Here is a 17832-nt window from a genome sequence, read left to right as displayed (position 1 = left end):
TGCATCGCTCTTGCGGACGCTATCGCCGGCAAGCCGACTCCTACAGGTGCCGTGGCGTTTTCAATATCTCATTACGGGCATTGGGATTGCCGCAGCCATCAGTTGACGTTCGGCACCAACACCGGATCCTCCCGATACAGCTGCGGTTCCATACGCTTGAGGTTTTCCACCTTCGGCAGATCGTTGACGGCGATATACGGCGCGTTTGGGTGCAGTGTCAGGTAGTTCTGGTGATAACCCTCGGCCGGATAGAAGACCTTGCCGTCCTCGATCCGGGTGACGATTGCCGCCGGAAATGCCTTGGCGGCATCCAACTGGGCGATATAGGCCTTGGCGATGGTTTCCTGTTCGGCATTCATCGGGAAAATCGCCGAGCGGTACTGCGTGCCGCTGTCCGGCCCCTGACGGTTGAGCTCCGTCGGGTTATGGGCCACCGAGAAAAACACCTGCAGCAGTTGCCCATAAGTGACCTTGCTCGGGTCATAGGTCACCTGCACCGACTCGGCGTGTCCGGTCGAACCTTCTCCCACCGATTCGTACTGGGCGGTATTCGCCGCGCCGCCGGTATAACCCGACACCGCATTCTCGACCCCGCGCACATGCTGGAACACCCCCTGGACGCCCCAGAAACAGCCGCCGGCAAACACCGCCGTGGCCTTGCCGCTGGCGCCGGCCGCTTGATCCAGCGCCGGCGGGGCGATCTGCACCGCATCTTCCGCCGACCAGGCCAGGCGCTGGAATATCAGCACCGACAGGGACAGGGTAGCGATCCCGGCGAGTATCAGCAGCGGAGACCTGGTTTTTTGTTGCAGGATTGGCTTGCTCATGGTGTTTATCCTTGTGGCGATCAACCGAAGGTAAAGGCGTAGGCTTGTACGCCGGGATCGAGAAATTCGATGGAGAAGGTGTGTTCGCTGACGTCCCCGGCCTGGCGGACCAGTTGGTACAGACGCTGCTCGGTCACCTTGCCTTCGCCGTTGGCGTCGGTATCGGTGCCGTGGTTGGCGCCGGGCATGGCGCCGTCGATACGCACCTTGAAGCGCACCGGCTTGCCATCCGACGCCGGGCCCAGCACCAGGTGCAGGTCACGGGCGTGGAAGCGATAGACCACCTGGCCCGGGGCCTGGTTGAGCGTCACTTGTTCGGCATGGGCGGTCCATTGACCGTCCAGGCCCCACTGGTTCAAGGCCGGTTGCTTCGGTGCGACGTAGTTTTTCTGATGGTCGGCAACCTGGTCGCCCGGCGAGGCGAAGTTCTCGGCGCGGTCATAACCCAGGTAGGTTTCCGGCGATTTCACTTCGGCTTCGTCGGCGGCCTGCATCACGCCCTGGGCCTGGGCACTGACCATGCCGCCGGAGACGTTCTGGTGGCCGGCTTCTTTCAGCAACTGCTGGATCACCTGCTCGGAGCCTTCGTAGTCGCCTTCGCCGAAGTGGTGATAACGCACACGACCCTGGGCATCGACGAAGTAGTGGGCTGGCCAGTACTGGTTGTTGAAACCGCGCCAGATGGCATAGTTGTTGTCGATGGCCACCGGGTACTGGATGCCCAGCTTGCCGACGGCCTGGCGGACGTTGTCGATATCGCGTTCGAAGGCGAACTCCGGTGCATGCACGCCGATCACCACCAGGCCCTGGTCGTGGTACTTCTGCGCCCAGGCGTTGACGTAGGGCAGGCTGCGCAGGCAGTTGATGCAGGAGTAGGTCCAGAAGTCGATCAGTACCACCTTGCCCTTGAGCTCGGCGGCGCTCAGCGGTGCGGAGTTGAGCCACTGCACGGCACCCGAGAGGTCCGGCAGGGTGCCTTCCACCGGCAGCGCACGTTCCGCGCCACCGGTCTTGGCCGCCATCGCCATCATGCTGCCGCTCGGCTGGCCGGCGTCACTGTTGACCGCCGCCATCATGGCGCCACCCTGTTCCGGGGCTTTCTTCGGCGTCAGGTTGTCGAGCAGCTTCTGTTCGAGGCCCGAGGTGGCGACCGTGGACACCCGGGTCAGGATGCCGGTGTCCAGGCCCAGGGCAATGGCGACCACGCCGATCAGCATGGCCGCACCCAGGCCGCGACGCAGCCATTGGCCGGTGCCGAGGTTGCGCTTCATCGCGCTGAACAGCTTGCCACCGATCAGCAGCGCGCCGGCCAGGGAGGTCGCGGCACCGGCGGCGTAGGCCAGCAGCAACAGGGTGGTGCCGATGTTCGCGCCCTGCAGGGCGGCACCGGTGAGGATCAGCCCGAGAATTGGCCCGGCGCAGGGCGCCCACAGCAGGCCGGTGGCGATGCCGAGTACAAAGGACGAGCGCGCGCTGGGCGAGCCATCGTGGCTTTGCGCCGAGCGTGACAGCCGATCACCGGCCGCCACCAAGGGTTGGGTCAGGCGTTCGGCCAGGTGCGGGAACAGCAGGGTAATAGCAAAAAACGCCATCAGCGCCATGGCCAGCCAACGGCCGTACTGGTTGGCCTGCACCACCCAGCCACCGCCGACCGCCGCCAGGGTCGCGACCAGGGCGAAGGTCAGGGCCATGCCACAGAGCAAGGGCAGGCCGCTGCGCCGGAACGGTTCGCCGGAGCGGGCGAAGACGAACGGCAGCACCGGCAGGATGCAGGGGCTGAGGATGGTCAGAAGACCGCCGAGGTAGGCCAGGATAAGCAGGAACATGATGGAATCCTTGTCGAAACGTGGGAATCAGGCCGCGCCGGGGGCGAAGGTCATGGCGACACCGTTCATGCAGTAACGCAGGCCGGTGGGCTGCGGCCCGTCGGGGAAGACATGGCCCAGGTGGCCGCCGCAACGGTGGCAATGCACTTCGGTCCGGGAGACGCCGAAGGAGGTGTCGCGGCGGGTGGCCACGGCGCTTTCCAGCGGTGCGGTGAAACTTGGCCAGCCGGTGCGGCTGTCATATTTGGCGGCCGACGAAAACAGCGCCAGGCTGCAGCCGGCACAGGCGAACACGCCGGCGCGGTGCTCCTCATTGAGGGCGCTGCTGTACGGCCGCTCGGTGCCTTCATGGCGCAGCACTTCGTATTGCTCATCGCTGAGCATCGATTTCCACTCGGCGTCGGTATGGCTGACTTCGAAGGTTTCGCCGGTGTCGGCCGAACGACTGCCGCTGCCGAAGGTGGCGCCGACGGCGCGCCAGTCGAACAAACCGGCGGCGAGCAGGGTGGCGGCACTGGAAACAAGAAAGCGTCTTCTGGAGGACATGGCGTCGCGTCCACGGTGATTGATCAGGCTTTCATTGTTGAGCGGCGGGGGTCGCCAAATCCTCCCGTAAACTTAACTTATTTGTGAACATTGCCTCCTGGCGATCCGGCACAATGATTCAGGCGTCGTTTTCGCCGATTACCAGCACAAAGGTTGCCCATGGATTCACCCAAACGCATTCTGATCGTCGAAGATGACCTGCACCTGGCGGACTTGCTGAGCCTGCACCTGCGGGACGAGGGGTATGAGGTCACCCACTGCGCCGACGGCAACCTGGGCCTGGCGCAATTGAGCAAGGGCTCCTGGGATGCGCTGATCCTCGACCTGATGCTGCCGGGCGTCGATGGCCTGGAAATCTGCCGGCAGGCGCGGGCCATGGCGCGCTACACCCCGATCATTATCACCAGTGCCCGTTCCAGCGAGATGCACCGGGTGCTCGGGCTGGAACTGGGCGCCGACGATTACCTGGCCAAGCCGTTCTCGATGCTGGAACTGGCGGCGCGGGTCAAGGCCTTGCTACGGCGGGTCGATGCCCTGGCCAAGAGCCTGAAAATCGAGGCCGGGACCCTGGAGCAGGGCGGCCTCAGCCTTGATCCGCTGAGCCGTGAAGCCCGGGTCGACGGCAAGTCCCTGGACCTGACCCCACGGGAATTCGACCTGCTGCATTTCTTTATGAAAAACCCCGGCACCGTGTATTCGCGCATGGACCTGTTGAACCAGGTCTGGGGTTACCAGCACGACGGTTATGAACACACGGTCAACACCCATATCAATCGCCTGCGGGCCAAGATCGAAGTCGACCCGGCGCAACCCGAGCGGATTCTCACGGTCTGGGGCCGCGGTTATCGCTTCTCGCCGGTGAGTCGCCCGTCATGAACCTGACCCTTTCCCAGCGCCTGTCCCTGGCTTTTTCCATCCTGCTGCTGGCCTGTTGCGGGGCCTCGGTGTGGTTGCAGGTGCGGGCCAGCGACATGCATGAAAAGGAAGTGGTCCAGGGACTGTCCCGGGACCTGGCCCAGAGCATTGCCCTGGACAATCGGCTGGTGGGCACCGAAGGCCTGACCATGGAGGGCGTGCGTGCGCTGTTCGGCCAGTTGATGAACGTCAACCCGAGCGTGGAAGTCTATCTGCTCTCACCCAGCGGCAAGATCACCGGCGATGCCGCGCCCCAAGGCCACCTGCACCGTGATCACGTCGACCTGGCGCCGATCCGCCGCCTGCTCGACGGCCAGCCGCTGCCGATCCTCGGTGACGACCCGCGCAGCGATGACGGGCGCAAGGTGTTCAGCGCGGCGGCCTTGCGCGGTGGCGGCAAGGAACTGGGCTATCTGTACGTAGTCCTCCAGGGCGAAGAGCATGATCGCCTGGCGGCCCAGGTGTCGGCCAGTTCGGTGCTGCGCACCACCTTGTGGGCCATGAGCCTGGTGGCTCTGTTGGGGCTGATCGCCGGCCTGATCGCCTTCCGCCTGATCACCCGTCCGCTGCGCCGCCTGACCGAGACCATGCGTGATTTCGATACCGATGCCGCCCCGGCACAGTTGCCGGTGTTGTCCCGGGCCGGAGCCGGGCGTCGCGATGAAATCGAGGTGCTGGAAGCCAGCTTTGCCCAGATGGCCACGCGCATCGGCGAACAGTGGCGCAGCCTGACCCAGCTCGACCAGGATCGTCGCGAGCTGGTGGCGAATATTTCCCATGACTTGCGCACGCCCCTGGCGTCCTTGCACGGTTACCTGGAAACCCTGTCCCTCAAGGACGCGGTGCTGGCACCGGATGAGCGTCGACGTTACCTGGGGATCGCCCTGGCCCAGAGCAGCAAGGTCGGGCAACTGGCCCAGGCGCTGTTTGAACTGGCGCGCCTGGAGCATGGCGCGGTGCGGCTGCAGGTCGAGGATTTCTCCCTCAGCGACCTGATCCAGGATGTGTTCCAGAAGTTCGAGCTGATGGCCGAGACCCGCCAGTCGAAGCTGTTGGCGGTATTGCCCCGTGGCGCGTCGATGGTCAGCGCGGACCTGGGGATGATCGAGCGGGTCCTGACCAACCTGATCGATAACGCCCTGCGCCATACCCCCGAAGGCGGCACCATCGAGGTGGCGCTGACCCATGGCCGCGGCAAGCTTCAGGTCACGGTCAGCGACACCGGTCCGGGGATTGCCCCGAGCTTGCTGGAAAACCTGTTCCGCCGGCCGTTCAACCAGGACGGCGACCGGCGTTCCGGCGGCCTGGGGTTGCTGATTGTGCGGCGCATCCTGCAATTGCACGACAGTCAGATTCGCTTGTTGTCGATTCCGGGCAAGGGCGCGGTGTTCTGTTTCGAACTGACGGCGGTGGGCTGATTTTCAGCTCGCTTCGGCCAGCAGGAAATCCCTGGCTGCTGTCAGGAACTCGTCCGATAGCGCCTGGCCCCGGGTCGAACGGGCCAGGGTCAGGGCGCCGACCAGCAGCGCCTGCTGCACCAGGGCTTTTTGCCGGACCTGCGGGTCGTCGGTACCCAGCAGTGAGGCGTAGGTGTCGAGCAGTGTCTCCAGGCCCTTGACGTAGTTGCGATGCAGCGCGGTCCCGGGGTCTTCATGGGCCAGGTCGCCGCAGAAGGCCGCCACCGGGCAGCCTTCGCCCGGCGTGTCGCGATGTTTCGTACTGAGGTAGTGCTCGACAATGGACTGGCGCGCCGCTTCGCCGTGGCCCAGGGTCTCGGCCTTCTGCCGCCAGCGCTCGGTCGACTGCTGGAAGCTGCGGCTGCAGGCCTCGGCGGCCAGGGCTTCCTTGGACTCGAAATGCCCATAGAAACCGCCATGGGTCAGGCCGGCGGCGCCCATCACCTCAACCAGGCTCAGACTTTTCAGACCGCGCTCACGAAACAGCCGCGCAGCGGCGTCGGTGATGCTTTCGCGATTGAGTTCGGCCTGTTTGCGCGAGACGCGGGGCATGGGGGGCTCCTGAAGGGATGCGGTGATTGGCTTAGCATCCTTCAGATTATAGATTGTTGTAAACATCTATCTGTTCTTTTCCATACCTTGGACGACTTCCTTGTCATGAGTGGCAGGTGGCATGAACAACGCTTATCGAGTGTTGAACACCTGCTCCAGATGCCGCTTGTAGCGCAGCTGGTCGTTCTCATGTCCGGGGTTTTTCACGACGTCGAAGCAGGCGAAGGTCGGCAGCGCTTGCAGCCCGATCAACTGATGAGCCTTGTGGAACGGGAAGTAGACGGCATCGATATCCTTGCCTTCAAAAAAATCATCTTCGGCTTCAAAAGCGTGCCTGGGGGCGTTCCAGGTTGCCGAGATCATGTATTTGCGACCCTGCAGCAGCCCTCCGGAGCCATAACCAAGGGAGGGGGTTTCAGCGCTGCGCCCATCGCTGGCATAGAGCTGGCCATGGCCCACGGTGAAGACTTCGTCGATGTATTTCTTCAGTGTCCAGGGCGCGCCCATCCACCAGGCCGGCATCTGATAGATGATCGCATCGGCCCAGAGGAACTTGGCGACTTCTTCCTCCTCCCGGTAACCCTCTGTCAGGTGGGTGGAGCGGACCTCGTACCCGGAGCGGGTCAGCAGGCTGACCGCGGTGTCATGCAGGCTGCGGTTCAAGTCGCCTTTGGCAAAGGCATAAGGGGTGCCGGCGTTGATCACGAATATCTTGTCCATCACGGTGCTCCAGTTGAGTAGGAGTAGACGATAGCGATGAACATCGATTGGAAAAATGGTTTGTAGATCCGTTTAGAATGGACTCTGGAGTCATTAATGGGATGGGTATGGACAGTCTGAGTGCAATCGGTGTGTTTGTGCAGGCCGCCGAGGCCCGCAGTTTCGTGGCGGCCGGACGCTTTCTGGGGATTTCGGCATCGGCGGTCAGCAAGAGCATGGCGCGGCTGGAGGAAAAGCTCGGCGTGCGCCTGTTTCATCGCAGCACCCGGAGCATCGCGCTAACGGGCGAAGGGATGCTGTATCTGGAGCGCTGCAAGCGGGTACTTGGGGAGTTGGATGCCGCTAACGCCGAGCTGTCGCAGCTATCGTCAATGCCCCAGGGGCGGCTGCGTATCAGCCTGCCGATGATCGGCAAGCCCTTTCTGCCAGTCTTTACCCAATTCCAGCGACGCTATCCGGATATCCAGCTCGACCTGGAGTTTACCGACCGGGTGGTGGAAGTGATCGAGGAGGGGTTCGATGCGGTGATCCGGACCGGGGAACCCAAGGATTCCGGGCTCAGTGCCAGACCGTTGGGGGGCTTTCGGATGCTGGTCGCCGGCTCACCGGCCTATTTCTCCCGGCGCGGGGTTCCACTCACGCCTGCGGATCTGTGGGCCCATGCCTGCATTCATTTTCGTTACCCCCTGACCGGCAAGCTGCAGAGCTGGATGCTGTCGGGGGCTGGAGAGGACGCCGAAGCGGGGTTGCCCTGTTCGATGGTCTGCAATGCCCAGGATGGTCGAACGGCTTTCGCGGTTGAGGGCCTGGGGCTGATTTACGTGGCGGATTTCCTGATTGCGCGGGAGCTGGAAAACGGTGAACTGATTACCGTGCTGGACAGCTTCACCCAGGAAACCGGTCAATTCAATGTACTGTGGCCCTCAGGTCGGCACGTGGTGCCCAAGCTGCGGGCGTTTATTGACTTTCTGCAAGAGCACCTGCCGTTTCCGAAGTCAGCGACCGGGGCATGATGATATTCAACTCTTCCCCGAGGAAGCTTTGCAGCGCCTGGACCGCGGCGGCCTGGACCGCCGGTACCCGGCGGACATAGAGGGCGAAATCGACGATGGGCGGCGCCGGCAGGCCATCGGCCGGGCCCAGTACACGCATGCTTTCGCTGCGGATATTGCCTTCCAGCAACACCGTGATGCCCAGGCCGGCCTCGACCGCCGACTGTACCGCCGGCAGGCTGGTGCTGCTGCAGACCACGCGCCAGGGGATGTTCGCCCGCTTGAGGATTTTCACCACCTGGCCATGCCACAGGCAGCCACCGCCAAAGGTCACCAGGGGCAGGCTCTGGGTGCTCAGGTCGGCGGGCAGGGCCAGGCCGCGAGCCCCGACCCAGAACAACGACTGGGTCCAGCAGGCCTGGGGCTGGGCAGTGATCGCCGAGGCGTCACCGATGATCACATCCAGGGTACCGTCCGCCAGCTTGGCGGACATGGCCACGCTGCTGTCGATCACGATTTCCAGGGAAATGTGTGGATAGGCTGAGGAGAAGCGCCGTAGCGCCCGGGGCAGGCTGCCCACCGCAATGTCTTCGAGCAGACCCAGGCGCACGGTGCCGGCGATCTGGCTGGCGGACAAGGCCCGTCGGGCATCGGTCCCGGCGCCAAGAATGCTGTGGGCGTAAGGCAATAGCAGGTGGCCGGCCTCGGTCAGGCGCAGGCCCCGTGGCGAGCGGTCGAACAGGCGGCGTTCGAGGTCTTCCTCCAGCCGCCGCAACTGCATGCTGACCGCGGCCTGGGTGCGTGCCAGGCGCCGGGCGGCCGTGCCCACCGCACCGGTTTCGGCGACGGTGACGAAGGTTCGCAACAGACTGCTGTCGAGATCGCGCATTATCAATATTCGTGAAGTCTGGATAAGAAATATCAGCTTATTTGAAGTCTCTGCGACTGGCTAGGATGGCTCGACATTCACAGGAGACTTCAGCATGCAGGAAAATGCCACCGGACTACCGCTCTCCGATACCGGCAGGACACACCGCCGCGCGCTGTTATGGGCGGCCATGCTCTGCGTGCTGTCGATGCTCTTTGTCCAGTTCGGCGCGGCGCTGTCAACGCCGACTATGGAGACTTACGGTACGTTCAGCACCACCTGGCTGCGATTGTGCTGGGCGGCGGCGATTCTTGCGCTGCTGGTGCGGCCGCGCCTGCATCGCTTTTCGCTGTCACGCTGGCTGGCCGCCGGGAGTCTTGGCCTGGCGATGGCGGTGATGACCACCTGTTTCTTCGCGGCGATCCAGCGCATTCCACTGGGGCTGGCGATCGCCATCGAGTTTCTCGGTCCGTTGCTGGTGGCCAGCCTCGGGGTGCGCAGCTGGCGGGCGTTGATCTGGCCGCTGCTGGCGGTGACCGGGGTGCTGCTGTTGGCACGCAACGAGGAGGGCTGGATCGGCGAGCCACTGGGTGTGTTGCTGGCGTTCGGTTCGGCGGCGGGTTGGGCGGCTTATATCCTGATGATGAAAAAGGTCGGTCGGCTGTTCCAGGGCTTTGAAGGCTTGTCGGTATCGCTGCTGGCCGCTGCCCTGATTGCCACGCCCCTGGGGCTTTGGCAAAGCGGCGGCCATCCGCCTCTGTTGCAGATCGCCAGCTGCGCGGGCTTGGCCTTGTTCGTACCGCTGCTGCCTTATGGCCTGGAGATGGTTGCGTTGCGGCGGATGCCGGCGTCTTCGTTCGGCATCCTGATGAGCGCCGAACCGGCAGTGGGTGCCCTGGCCGGTTATGTGGTGCTGGCCCAGCCGATGATCCCGATGCAGTTTGTCGGCACCGCCCTGGTGATCAGTGCCAGCCTGGGCGTGCTGGTGCTGCCCTGACTGTTGCGGCTTTACGAGAGCACGAGGAGCTCCGCTGTTTTCGAGGCCACGGGCAATAGCGGGTACTCCCGGTCGGTCGCTTGCGCCACGGCATAGCCATGTCGGGCGATCCGCTCGAACACCTCGGGCTTGAGGCGATTCAGGGTGGTGGGGAAACCCGCGGCAAAGGCCGCATCGCTGCCTTTGAACGAGTCGATCAGGGAGCTGGCGATACTCAGGTAACCGCCGCGTCCCGGGGCTTTCTTCAGGTATTCGACAAAGGTCCGGCTGCGCAACGCCCGGGTCTGGTCGGACATGATGTCGGCCAGGCGCTTGAGTCGCCAGGGGCTCAGCACCCCGGCGTCAAACCCCGGCTTCAGCGGTGCGCCCGCGTCCGAGAGAATGATCGGGTATTCGTAGCGCTTGGTCTGTCCGGTAGCTGCGTCGAAAAAAGGTTCCAGGCCGAGGTTGTCATAGACGCCGCCGTCGTAGAGCCGCAGCTTCTTGAACGGCAAACGCATCTCGACGGCGCTGTTGAGTGGGGCTTCCCATTCGCGCTGCATCCATTTGAAACGGCGGGTCTTGAGCGACAGCGGGCCGATGCCACCGGGGAACGCCGCCGACACCGCCAGGGCCTGGGCCAGGGGGAAGCCGGTGGTGCTGGCGTAACCGATGGAGTAGTCACCCATATTGCTGCGCTTGAAGCGAAAGCGCTTGCCGTTTTCCGCCGTGGTGCCGTTGATCGACCAGTCGGGTTTGGCGGCGATCTCCGGCAGCAGGGCGGTCACTCCCCATTCTTTTTGCAGGGCCAGGGCCAGCAGGTTCGCCCGGGACAGCAGGAAGCGCCAATTCAGCGGGTTGCACAATTGGCGCAAGGCGCTCCAGAGCAGGCTGCGTGAGCACAGCCTGGCTTGCAGGGCGGGGTAGATATGTTGCAGGAAGGTCGCGGAGTCGGGCCACTGGCCGTGGTTTTCGTGAAGCATCAGGCCCACCAGCAGACTACCGCCGGACACCGTGGAAATCTGCGTGACCCGTTCCAGGGCCTGTTGTTCGGCGAGGTATCTGAGCACGCCGAGGTGAAACACCATGGCTCGAACGCCACCGCCGGAGAGCGCAAGGGCAAAATCTGAACGCGGGTCGATCGAGACTGCAGGAGACTCCATGTTTCCTCTCTGGTGGGGGGCGGCGTAGGCAATGGTTCTTCGATGTTAGTGCGTTCTCGGGGCGCGGCATAGAGCCCCGATGCCATATCAGTCAGGTAAGCGGCGTGGGCTTGTAGGCGCTTGGCTGGTCAGCGAATCTTTTAGCGATCTTGAGGGCCTATTCGCGGGCAAGCCCTGCTCCTACAGATCTATGTCGTACACAGGATTTGTATTCGACGCTGAACTGTAGGAGCAGGGCTTGCCCGCGAAGCTTCCAGCGGCTGGCGGATGATCTATGCCTTTCTGGCTCGGGGCCGCCGGACGGGTTTACCGGGGCGCGAAAGATCTACTTCTATGCTTAGGCTCAGTCGAATGAGGGGCGGCGATATCGACCGCCGATCTTCTGCGCGCTCGGAAACGGACCAACGGCGATCAGAAAAAAGTTGTCGTAAGTTGTCGATTTCGTGCTCGCCCGTTCGATTAGTCGACACAGCCGCCTGCCGGCTTGTCGATTTTGTCTACCACCACCATCAGGAGAAATGACCATGCGATTTATGGTGATCGTCAAAGCCAGCCCGGAATCAGAAGCCGGCGAAATGCCCAGTAACGAATTGCTGGCGGCCATGGGCGCCTATAACGATGAACTGGCCAAGGCCGGTGTAATCCTTGCCGGGGAGGGGCTGCACCCCAGCGCCAAGGGTGTGCGCGTGCAGTTCAGCGGCAAACAGAGGAGTGTGGTCGACGGACCCTTTATGGAGACCAAGGAACTGATTGCCGGTTTCTGGATCTTCAATGTGCAGTCACTGCAAGAAGCCATCGACTGGGTCAAGCGTTGCCCGAACCCGATGGCCAGCGACTCTGAAATCGAAATCCGCCAGATCTTCGAGGCCGAGGACTTTGGCGAGAGCCTGACCCCCGAGTTGCGCGAACAGGAAGAACACCTGCGCGCGAAGATGTCCAGTCAATCCTGAAAACCTGCCAGAACAGGAGATCCATCATGAGCCTGAAAATCATTCCTTACCTGACCTTCAACGGCAACTGCAAGGAGGCCTTTGCCCTGTACAAAAAGGTGCTCGGTGGCGAGCTGTTTTCCCTGTCGTTCGCCGATGCGCCGGAAGAGGCCTGCATCCCCAAGGATGCACCGAACCGGGACAAGATCCTGCATACCCGCCTGACAGTGGGGGATTTCAGCCTGATGGCCTCCGATTGTCCGCCGCATCAGCCGTACAGCAAAATGCAGGGCATTTCGGTGTCGCTCAATGTCGACAGCGTTGACGAGGCCAAGCGACTGTTCGCTGGCCTGAGCGACGGCGGCAACATCCATATGGCGCCGGCCAAGACCTTCTGGGCCGAGTACTTCGCAATGTTCGAAGACCGTTTTGGCGTGAGCTGGATGATCAATTGCGAGACGGGCCACTAAGCCTCTGAGATAAACCCGCTCCCGCAGCCAGGCGGTCAGTTGCGGGAGCGAGCGGGCTCGTGAGGGAAGGGCATTGGCGACACCTGTCGTTCAGGCAATTGTCGCGCAGGAGTGAGACACTGTGCCCGTTCGGTTCATGAGCGTGAAACAGCAATGACGATTTCAAACAGTGCCGCGCCGCAAGCCGTAACCTGCGTGGCCTTCGATTTTGACGGCACCATTACCACCACCGACAGCCTGCGGGATTTCGTCCGTTACCAGGTGGGTAACCGGCGTTTCCTGATCGCCGGACTGCTGGTCTTGCCCTGGCTGGCGGGTATGTATACGGGGCTGTGCAAGCGGGCCGAGGCCAAGGCCCGGTTTCTGGCGTTCACCCTGCGTGGCAGGAGCCAGGTCGAGCTGGAAGAGGCCGCGGCGCGTTATGTCGCCGAGCGCCTGCCGACGCTGATCCGTCCGGAAATGCTCGAACGGATCGAGGCGCACAAGCGCCTGGGGCACCGTCTGGTGCTGGTCAGTGCATCGCCCACGCTCTATCTCGAGCACTGGGCCCCGGCCGTCGGTTTTGATGCGGTACTGGCCACGCAACTGGAGTTTCGCAACGGACGTTTTACCGGACGCCTGGCGTCGCCCAACTGCTGGGGGCCGGAAAAGGTCCGGCAGTTGCAGCACTGGTTGGGCGATGCGCGCGGGCGGGTACTGTTTGCCTATGGCGACAGTCGCGGCGACCAGGAGATGCTGGCGTTTGCCGAACACGGCTGGTTGCGCGGACTGGGCGCCTTGCCTTCACTCGATGCCCGGCCGGATGGGCTGCACCACGGCTGAAGGCCTGTCGCTCTCGATCAGGCGGCGCTCTTGCAATACATTGATCAGGGCAACGCGGGCGGACGGATCCAACTGATGTTCCCGTTCCTTGAGTTCCAGCAGGATGGGGCTGGACCAACTGCGATAGGCACGCTCTGCAAGACGAACTGCACTCATTTCTCTCTCCTTGTTCAAAAGCCCGCTGAATAGTCGGGCGACTCCATGAGCGGAAAATCCTAGCCGAGAAATCGATGCTGCGCGAATGCTCCCGCCGTACGGTTGTCTGTTGACCTCGGTCAAGGTGCCGCGGGTGGGGCGCTTTACTGTAGCGGCTCCGGTCGGGCCATGGATTGCTCGTTGCAGCGTGGGGCCCGACGTATTGCTCAAGGAGGAGTTCCGTTATGCGTTCATTGAAAATCGTTCTGCTGGTATCGGCATTCAACGGCTTGACCCAGCGCGCCTGGTTGGAACTGCGCGAAGCGGGGCACGTGCCCAGTGTGGTGCTGTTCAGCGACGAAGATACGGTTTGCCAACAGATCGAAAACACCGATGCGGCCCTGGTGATCTGCCCGTTTCTCAAGGACCGGGTGCCGGCCCGGTTATGGCAGGATCCGCAGCGCCCGGTGGTGATCATCCACCCCGGGATTGTCGGTGATCGCGGCGCCAGTGCGCTGGATTGGGCGATCACCCGGCAGTTGCCCACCTGGGGCGTGACCGCCTTGCAGGCCGCCGAGGAAATGGACAGCGGGGCGATCTGGGCCACCTGCGAATTCGAGATGCCGGCGGGCGTTCGCAAGTCCGAGCTCTACAACGGCCCGGTGGCCGACGCGGCCATGACCTGCATCCACGACGTGGTGGCCCGGTTCGGCAGAGACTTTGTGCCCCAGCCCCTGGATTACCGTTTGCCGGAGGTTCGCGGGCGTCTGCAAGCGAATATGAAGCAGAGCGACCGCGCCTTCAGTTGGCAGGATGACGCCGAACTGATCCAGCGGCGCATCGACGCCGCCGACGGCCAGCCCGGCGTGCTCGCCGAACTGCTGGGCGAATCCTGCTACCTCTATGACGCCCATCTCGACAGCCGCTGTGGAACGCCGGGCCAACTGCTGGCGGTGCATGACGATGCGGTGCTGGTGGCGACCGGAGACCGCAGCCTGTGGATCGGCTCATTGCGGCGCAAACCCCGGCCGGGGGAAGAGACGTTCAAACGCCCGGCGCGGCATGTGCTGGCCGGTCGGCTCGACAAGGTGCCGACCTTGAATTGGTCTGTCGCCAGCCACCCGTATTGCAAGGAGGCCTACCAGCCGATCCGGTATCGTGAGCTGGACGGTGTGGGCGAGCTGACCTTCGAGTTCTACAACGGCGCCATGAGCACCGAGCAATGTCGACGGTTGGTCAGTGCCCTGCGCTGGGCCAAGGCCCAGGACACCGAGGTGCTGCTGTTCCGTGGCGGGCGCGGCAGTTTTTCCAATGGTGTGCACCTCAACGTGATCCAGGCGGCGGCGGTGCCCGGGCTTGAGGCCTGGGCCAATATCCGCGCGATCAACGATGTCTGCCGTGAGTTGCTGACCGCGCGGCAACTGGTGGTCAGCGGCCTGACCGGTAGCGCCGGCGCCGGTGGGGTGATGCTGGCCCTGGCGGCCGACGGGGTGTTCGCCCGCAGTGGCGTGGTGCTCAACCCTCACTACAAGAGCATGGGCCTCTATGGCTCCGAATACTGGACTTACAGTCTGCCTCGCGCGGTGGGCTATGAGCGTGCGCTGCAGCTCAGCGAAGACTGCTTGCCGATCAGCGTCGCCCAGGCGCTGGAAATCGGCCTGGTCCAGGACATCGGCCCGCGTTGCCCGCAGGCCTTTGGCAACTGGTTGATGGCCCAGGCGCGGCGTGTCGCCCACGACCCTCTTTATAAAGCCGTACGCGAGCGCCGGCGTGCCCGGGATGTCGAAGACATGGAGCGCTGCCGCGACGAAGAGTTGGCGCAGATGCGCCTGGATATGGTCGAGGATCGTAATGGCTTTGCAGAAAAGTGCCGGCACTTCGTGTTCAAGCACCGGACCTGCGGGACACCTCGGCGACTGGTTGCGCCCTGGGTGAACAGCGCCGAGGTGGTGAACGGCTAGCGGACGGCCTGGCGCCCCAGCACATGGGCATGGCCCAGGGCCGAGACCAGCACTTGGCTGCCGACCCGGGGTGCGTGCATGCCGGAGCTACGCACCAGCAATGAACGTTTCTGTCCGTCGGCGGCCGGTGCCTTCAGCTCCACGGTCAAGGTGCAGGTGTTGCCGCCGAAGTCGCATTCGGTGACCACCGCCGGGCTGCCGTTGCCGTCCGCTTGTCCCGGCGCCTGGGCCGCGAGTTGCAACTGCTCGGGGCGCAACATGATCTGCGCCTGGCCGTGGCGGCCTTCATCATTGACCGCCAGCCGGCCCAGGTCGCATTGCGCCCAGCCGTTTTCGATCAGGGCAGGCAGGATCACCGCATCGCCAAGGAACAGCGCGGTGTCCTCATCGTCCGGACGCAGGTACAGGTCCATCGGGTGTCCGGCCTGTACCAGCCGGCCCTTGCGCATTACCGCCAACTGATCGGCAAAGGACAGGGCTTCGGATTGGTCGTGGGTGACCAGGATAGTGGTCACCCCGGCTTCGGACAGCAGCCGCGCGACCATCTTGCGCATGGATGCCCGCAGCCCGGTGTCGAGGGCGGAAAAGGGCTCGTCCAGCAGCATCAACCGAGGGCGTTGCGCCAGGGCGCGGGCCAGTGCCACCCGCTGTTGCTGACCGCCGGACAACTCATGGGGCCAGCGTTTGCCCATCTGCGGCTCCAGGGCCACGCTGTCCATCAGCTCGGCCACCCGATGTTGCCGGGTAGCCTTGTCGACGATACCGAAGGCGATGTTATCGGCCACTGTCATATGGGGAAACAGCGCGCCGTCTTGCGGCACATAACCAATCAGCCGCTGGTGGGCCGGGACCTGGGTCTGGGCATCCACCAGCGGTTGGCCGTCGAGGGTGATACGCCCGGCGTCGGGAAACTCGAAACCGGCGATCATTCGCAGCAGGGTGGTCTTGCCCGAGCCGGATGGGCCGACGATGGCCGTGCGGCTACCGGTGGTAATCGACAGATGGATATCTTCCAGGGCCGCTTGCGAACCGAAGGACTTGTACAGCGCGTTGATTTCAAGAGCGTTCATCGGCCAGCCGTGCGTTTGGATTGATGATAGAGAAGCCCGGTCAGCGGCAGCGACAGCAGGATCATGAGCAGCGCATAGGGCGCGGCGCCGGCATAGTCGATTTCACTGGTCATGGCCCAGAAACCGGTGGCCAGGGTCCGTGTGCCGTTGGGTGCGAGCAGCAGGGTGGCGGTCAGTTCGTTGGTAATGGCCAGGAACACCAGTGCGGCACCGGCGGCGGCCCCCGGCGCGGCGAGACGCAGGGTGATCGACCAGAGCGCGCGGACCGGTGAGCGCCCGAGGCTGCGGGCGATATTTTCCAGTTCCACCGGCGCCTGGGCGATACCGGCGCGCAGGCTGACCAGGGCGCGGGGCATGAACATCAACAGGTAAGCCAGCAGGACGGTGATCGAGGTCTGGTAGATCGGTCGGGCGAAGTTGATGGTGACCGTGACCAGGGCCAGGGCCACGACTATGCCGGGCAGGGAGCTGGTGATGTAGTTGCAGCTTTCCAGCAGGCGATGCAGGCGTCCGGGCGAGCGGATCGACAACCAGGCCACGGGCACCGCCGCGCAGGTGGTCAGCAGGGCGCCGGCGGCACCGAGCAGCAGCGTCTGTTCCAGGGCCGGCAGCAGGTCGCCCATTTGCCAGACCTCGCGGCCACCGGCGATCAGCCAGTTGCCCAGGGTGACCAGCGGCACGCCGAGGGCCAGCAGGCTGCTGACGATCGGGATGCTCAGCGCCAGCAGCTTGGTGCTGCGGCTGAGGCGTACCGTGCGTTGTTGCCGCGCGCTGCCGGAACCGACCCGGGCATAACGGGCCTTGCCCCGGGCGGCCGATTCGACGGTCAACAGGCCCAGGCAGCACAGCGCCAGGATCCCGGCCAGGGTATGGGCCGCCGGGCCGCTGAAGGTCGACTTGAACTGGTCGAAGATCGCCGTGGTGAAGGTGTCGAAGCGGATCATCGCGTAGAGGCCGTATTCGGCCAGCAGGTGCAGGCCGACCAGCAAGGCGCCGCCGCAGATCGCCAGGCGCAGTTGCGGCAGGACAATGCGGAAAAATACCGCCCAGGGTTTGAGCCCCAGGGACTCGCCGACATCCTCGATGGCCGGGTCCAGGCGGCGCAGGGTCGCGGCAATCGGCAGGTAGAGAAACGGGAAATAGGCGATCACCGAGACCAGCACCCCGGCGAACAGCCCGTGGATCGGCGGCACCAGGCTGACCCAGGCGTAGCTGTGGACGAACGCCGGTACGGCCAAGGGCGCGGTGGCCAGCAATGACCAGGCGCGGCGGCCGGGCAGGTCGGTGCGTTCGGTCAGCCAGGCCAGGGCCAGCCCGAGTGCCACGCAGAGGGGAATGGTGATGACCATCAGCAACAGGGTGTTGGTCAGCAGCTCGGCCACCCGCGGACGCCAGACCAGCGCTTCAAGGGTGGTCCACCCGGTTTGCCAGGAAGACAGGATCACGAAGGCGATCGGCAACAACGCCAGCAGGGACACCAGCACGGACAGCCCGATGATCCAGGCATTGCCCTGGCGCCCGAAGAAATTTCTGGATCGCTTGCGCGAAAGCGCCGCAGGCGCGTAAGCGACTGCGGCGGGGTCCAGGGGGGAAATGGACTCTG

At 63.8% G+C, this 17832-nt stretch carries 18 protein-coding genes; 8 read left to right on the top strand and 10 right to left on the bottom strand.

Annotated elements, in window-relative coordinates:
* Positions 1 to 98 precede the first annotated feature (98 nt).
* Genes msrA through msrB form a run of 3 tightly spaced genes read right to left on the bottom strand, consistent with a single transcriptional unit; the run spans position 99 to position 3199 of the window.
* Positions 99 to 827: a peptide-methionine (S)-S-oxide reductase MsrA gene (gene msrA, locus HX830_RS04215; protein ID WP_177099062.1), complete on the bottom strand. Its 729-nt coding sequence runs from the start codon at positions 825 to 827 to the stop codon at positions 99 to 101.
* A 20-nt stretch (positions 828 to 847) separates the two neighbouring features.
* Positions 848 to 2653 carry a cytochrome c biogenesis protein DipZ gene (locus HX830_RS04210; RefSeq protein ID WP_177099061.1) on the bottom strand — a complete coding sequence of 602 codons (1806 nt, stop codon included), beginning with the start codon at positions 2651 to 2653 and terminating at the stop codon, positions 848 to 850.
* A 27-nt stretch (positions 2654 to 2680) separates the two neighbouring features.
* A complete protein-coding gene (gene msrB, locus HX830_RS04205; protein ID WP_103495162.1) occupies positions 2681 to 3199 on the bottom strand; it encodes a peptide-methionine (R)-S-oxide reductase MsrB in 519 nt (172 codons plus the stop codon).
* A gap of 159 nt (positions 3200 to 3358) precedes the next feature.
* On the opposite strand from msrB, the gene HX830_RS04200 reads away from it, so the two are divergent.
* Both HX830_RS04200 and HX830_RS04195 read left to right on the top strand, forming a co-directional pair.
* A complete protein-coding gene (locus HX830_RS04200) occupies positions 3359 to 4075 on the top strand; it encodes a response regulator transcription factor (RefSeq protein WP_177099060.1) in 717 nt (238 codons plus the stop codon).
* Complete coding sequence (locus HX830_RS04195) at positions 4072 to 5532, top strand: sensor histidine kinase (RefSeq protein WP_177099059.1); 1461 nt, start codon at positions 4072 to 4074, stop codon at positions 5530 to 5532. Before HX830_RS04200 ends, HX830_RS04195 begins: the two co-directional genes overlap by 4 nt.
* A 3-nt stretch (positions 5533 to 5535) precedes the next feature.
* Here the strand turns inward: HX830_RS04195 and HX830_RS04190 are convergent, their stop codons facing one another.
* Together HX830_RS04190 and HX830_RS04185 are read right to left on the bottom strand one after the other, a co-directional pair.
* The gene (locus HX830_RS04190) at positions 5536 to 6123 is read right to left on the bottom strand and encodes a TetR/AcrR family transcriptional regulator (RefSeq protein WP_103495165.1); all 588 of its coding nucleotides are present in this window, start codon (positions 6121 to 6123) and stop codon (positions 5536 to 5538) included.
* Between the two features lie 132 nt (positions 6124 to 6255).
* The gene (locus HX830_RS04185; RefSeq protein ID WP_152739736.1) at positions 6256 to 6843 is read right to left on the bottom strand and encodes an NAD(P)H-dependent oxidoreductase; all 588 of its coding nucleotides are present in this window, start codon (positions 6841 to 6843) and stop codon (positions 6256 to 6258) included.
* A gap of 107 nt (positions 6844 to 6950) precedes the next feature.
* Here HX830_RS04185 and HX830_RS04180 point away from each other — a divergent pair, with 107 nt between their 5' ends.
* Complete coding sequence (locus HX830_RS04180; protein WP_103495167.1) at positions 6951 to 7856, top strand: LysR family transcriptional regulator; 906 nt, start codon at positions 6951 to 6953, stop codon at positions 7854 to 7856.
* On the opposite strand, the gene HX830_RS04175 is transcribed toward HX830_RS04180, so the two are convergent.
* Positions 7801 to 8724, bottom strand: coding sequence for a LysR substrate-binding domain-containing protein (locus HX830_RS04175; protein WP_152739737.1), 924 nt, complete (start codon positions 8722 to 8724; stop codon positions 7801 to 7803). The genes HX830_RS04180 and HX830_RS04175 overlap by 56 nt on opposite strands.
* 94 nt (positions 8725 to 8818) lie before the next feature.
* On the opposite strand from HX830_RS04175, the gene HX830_RS04170 reads away from it, so the two are divergent.
* Complete coding sequence (locus HX830_RS04170) at positions 8819 to 9700, top strand: EamA family transporter (protein ID WP_177099058.1); 882 nt, start codon at positions 8819 to 8821, stop codon at positions 9698 to 9700.
* Positions 9701 to 9711: 11 nt separating this feature from the next.
* On the opposite strand, the gene HX830_RS04165 is transcribed toward HX830_RS04170, so the two are convergent.
* A complete protein-coding gene (locus tag HX830_RS04165) occupies positions 9712 to 10842 on the bottom strand; it encodes a patatin-like phospholipase family protein (RefSeq protein ID WP_177099057.1) in 1131 nt (376 codons plus the stop codon).
* A gap of 524 nt (positions 10843 to 11366) precedes the next feature.
* Between HX830_RS04165 and HX830_RS04160 the strand changes: the two genes are divergently transcribed.
* From HX830_RS04160 to HX830_RS04150, 3 genes are all read left to right on the top strand, one after another.
* Positions 11367 to 11792: a YciI family protein gene (locus tag HX830_RS04160; RefSeq protein ID WP_177099056.1), complete on the top strand. Its 426-nt coding sequence runs from the start codon at positions 11367 to 11369 to the stop codon at positions 11790 to 11792.
* A 32-nt stretch (positions 11793 to 11824) separates the two neighbouring features.
* A complete protein-coding gene (locus tag HX830_RS04155) occupies positions 11825 to 12241 on the top strand; it encodes a VOC family protein (RefSeq protein ID WP_177099245.1) in 417 nt (138 codons plus the stop codon).
* Positions 12242 to 12394: 153 nt separating this feature from the next.
* Positions 12395 to 13063 (top strand): HAD family hydrolase, encoded by a 669-nt coding sequence (locus HX830_RS04150; RefSeq protein ID WP_177099055.1) that lies wholly within the window; start codon positions 12395 to 12397, stop codon positions 13061 to 13063.
* Here HX830_RS04150 and HX830_RS04145 read toward each other — a convergent pair.
* Positions 13025 to 13219 carry a hypothetical protein gene (locus HX830_RS04145; RefSeq protein WP_177099054.1) on the bottom strand — a complete coding sequence of 65 codons (195 nt, stop codon included), beginning with the start codon at positions 13217 to 13219 and terminating at the stop codon, positions 13025 to 13027. The two genes, HX830_RS04150 and HX830_RS04145, sit on opposite strands and share 39 nt — an antisense overlap.
* Positions 13220 to 13443: 224 nt before the next feature.
* Between HX830_RS04145 and HX830_RS04140 the strand changes: the two genes are divergently transcribed.
* Positions 13444 to 15159 carry a hydrogenase maturation protein gene (locus HX830_RS04140; RefSeq protein WP_177099053.1) on the top strand — a complete coding sequence of 572 codons (1716 nt, stop codon included), beginning with the start codon at positions 13444 to 13446 and terminating at the stop codon, positions 15157 to 15159.
* Here the strand turns inward: HX830_RS04140 and HX830_RS04135 are convergent.
* A complete protein-coding gene (locus HX830_RS04135; RefSeq protein WP_177099052.1) occupies positions 15156 to 16229 on the bottom strand; it encodes an ABC transporter ATP-binding protein in 1074 nt (357 codons plus the stop codon). The genes HX830_RS04140 and HX830_RS04135 overlap by 4 nt on opposite strands.
* A complete protein-coding gene (locus tag HX830_RS04130) occupies positions 16226 to 17824 on the bottom strand; it encodes an ABC transporter permease (RefSeq protein WP_370868285.1) in 1599 nt (532 codons plus the stop codon). Before HX830_RS04130 ends, HX830_RS04135 begins: the two co-directional genes overlap by 4 nt.
* Positions 17825 to 17832: the final 8 nt, after the last annotated feature.

This window comes from Pseudomonas gingeri, from assembly GCF_013385425.1.
Lineage (GTDB): Bacteria > Pseudomonadota > Gammaproteobacteria > Pseudomonadales > Pseudomonadaceae > Aquipseudomonas > Aquipseudomonas gingeri_D.
This window is presented reverse-complemented; position numbering and strand designations above follow the sequence as displayed.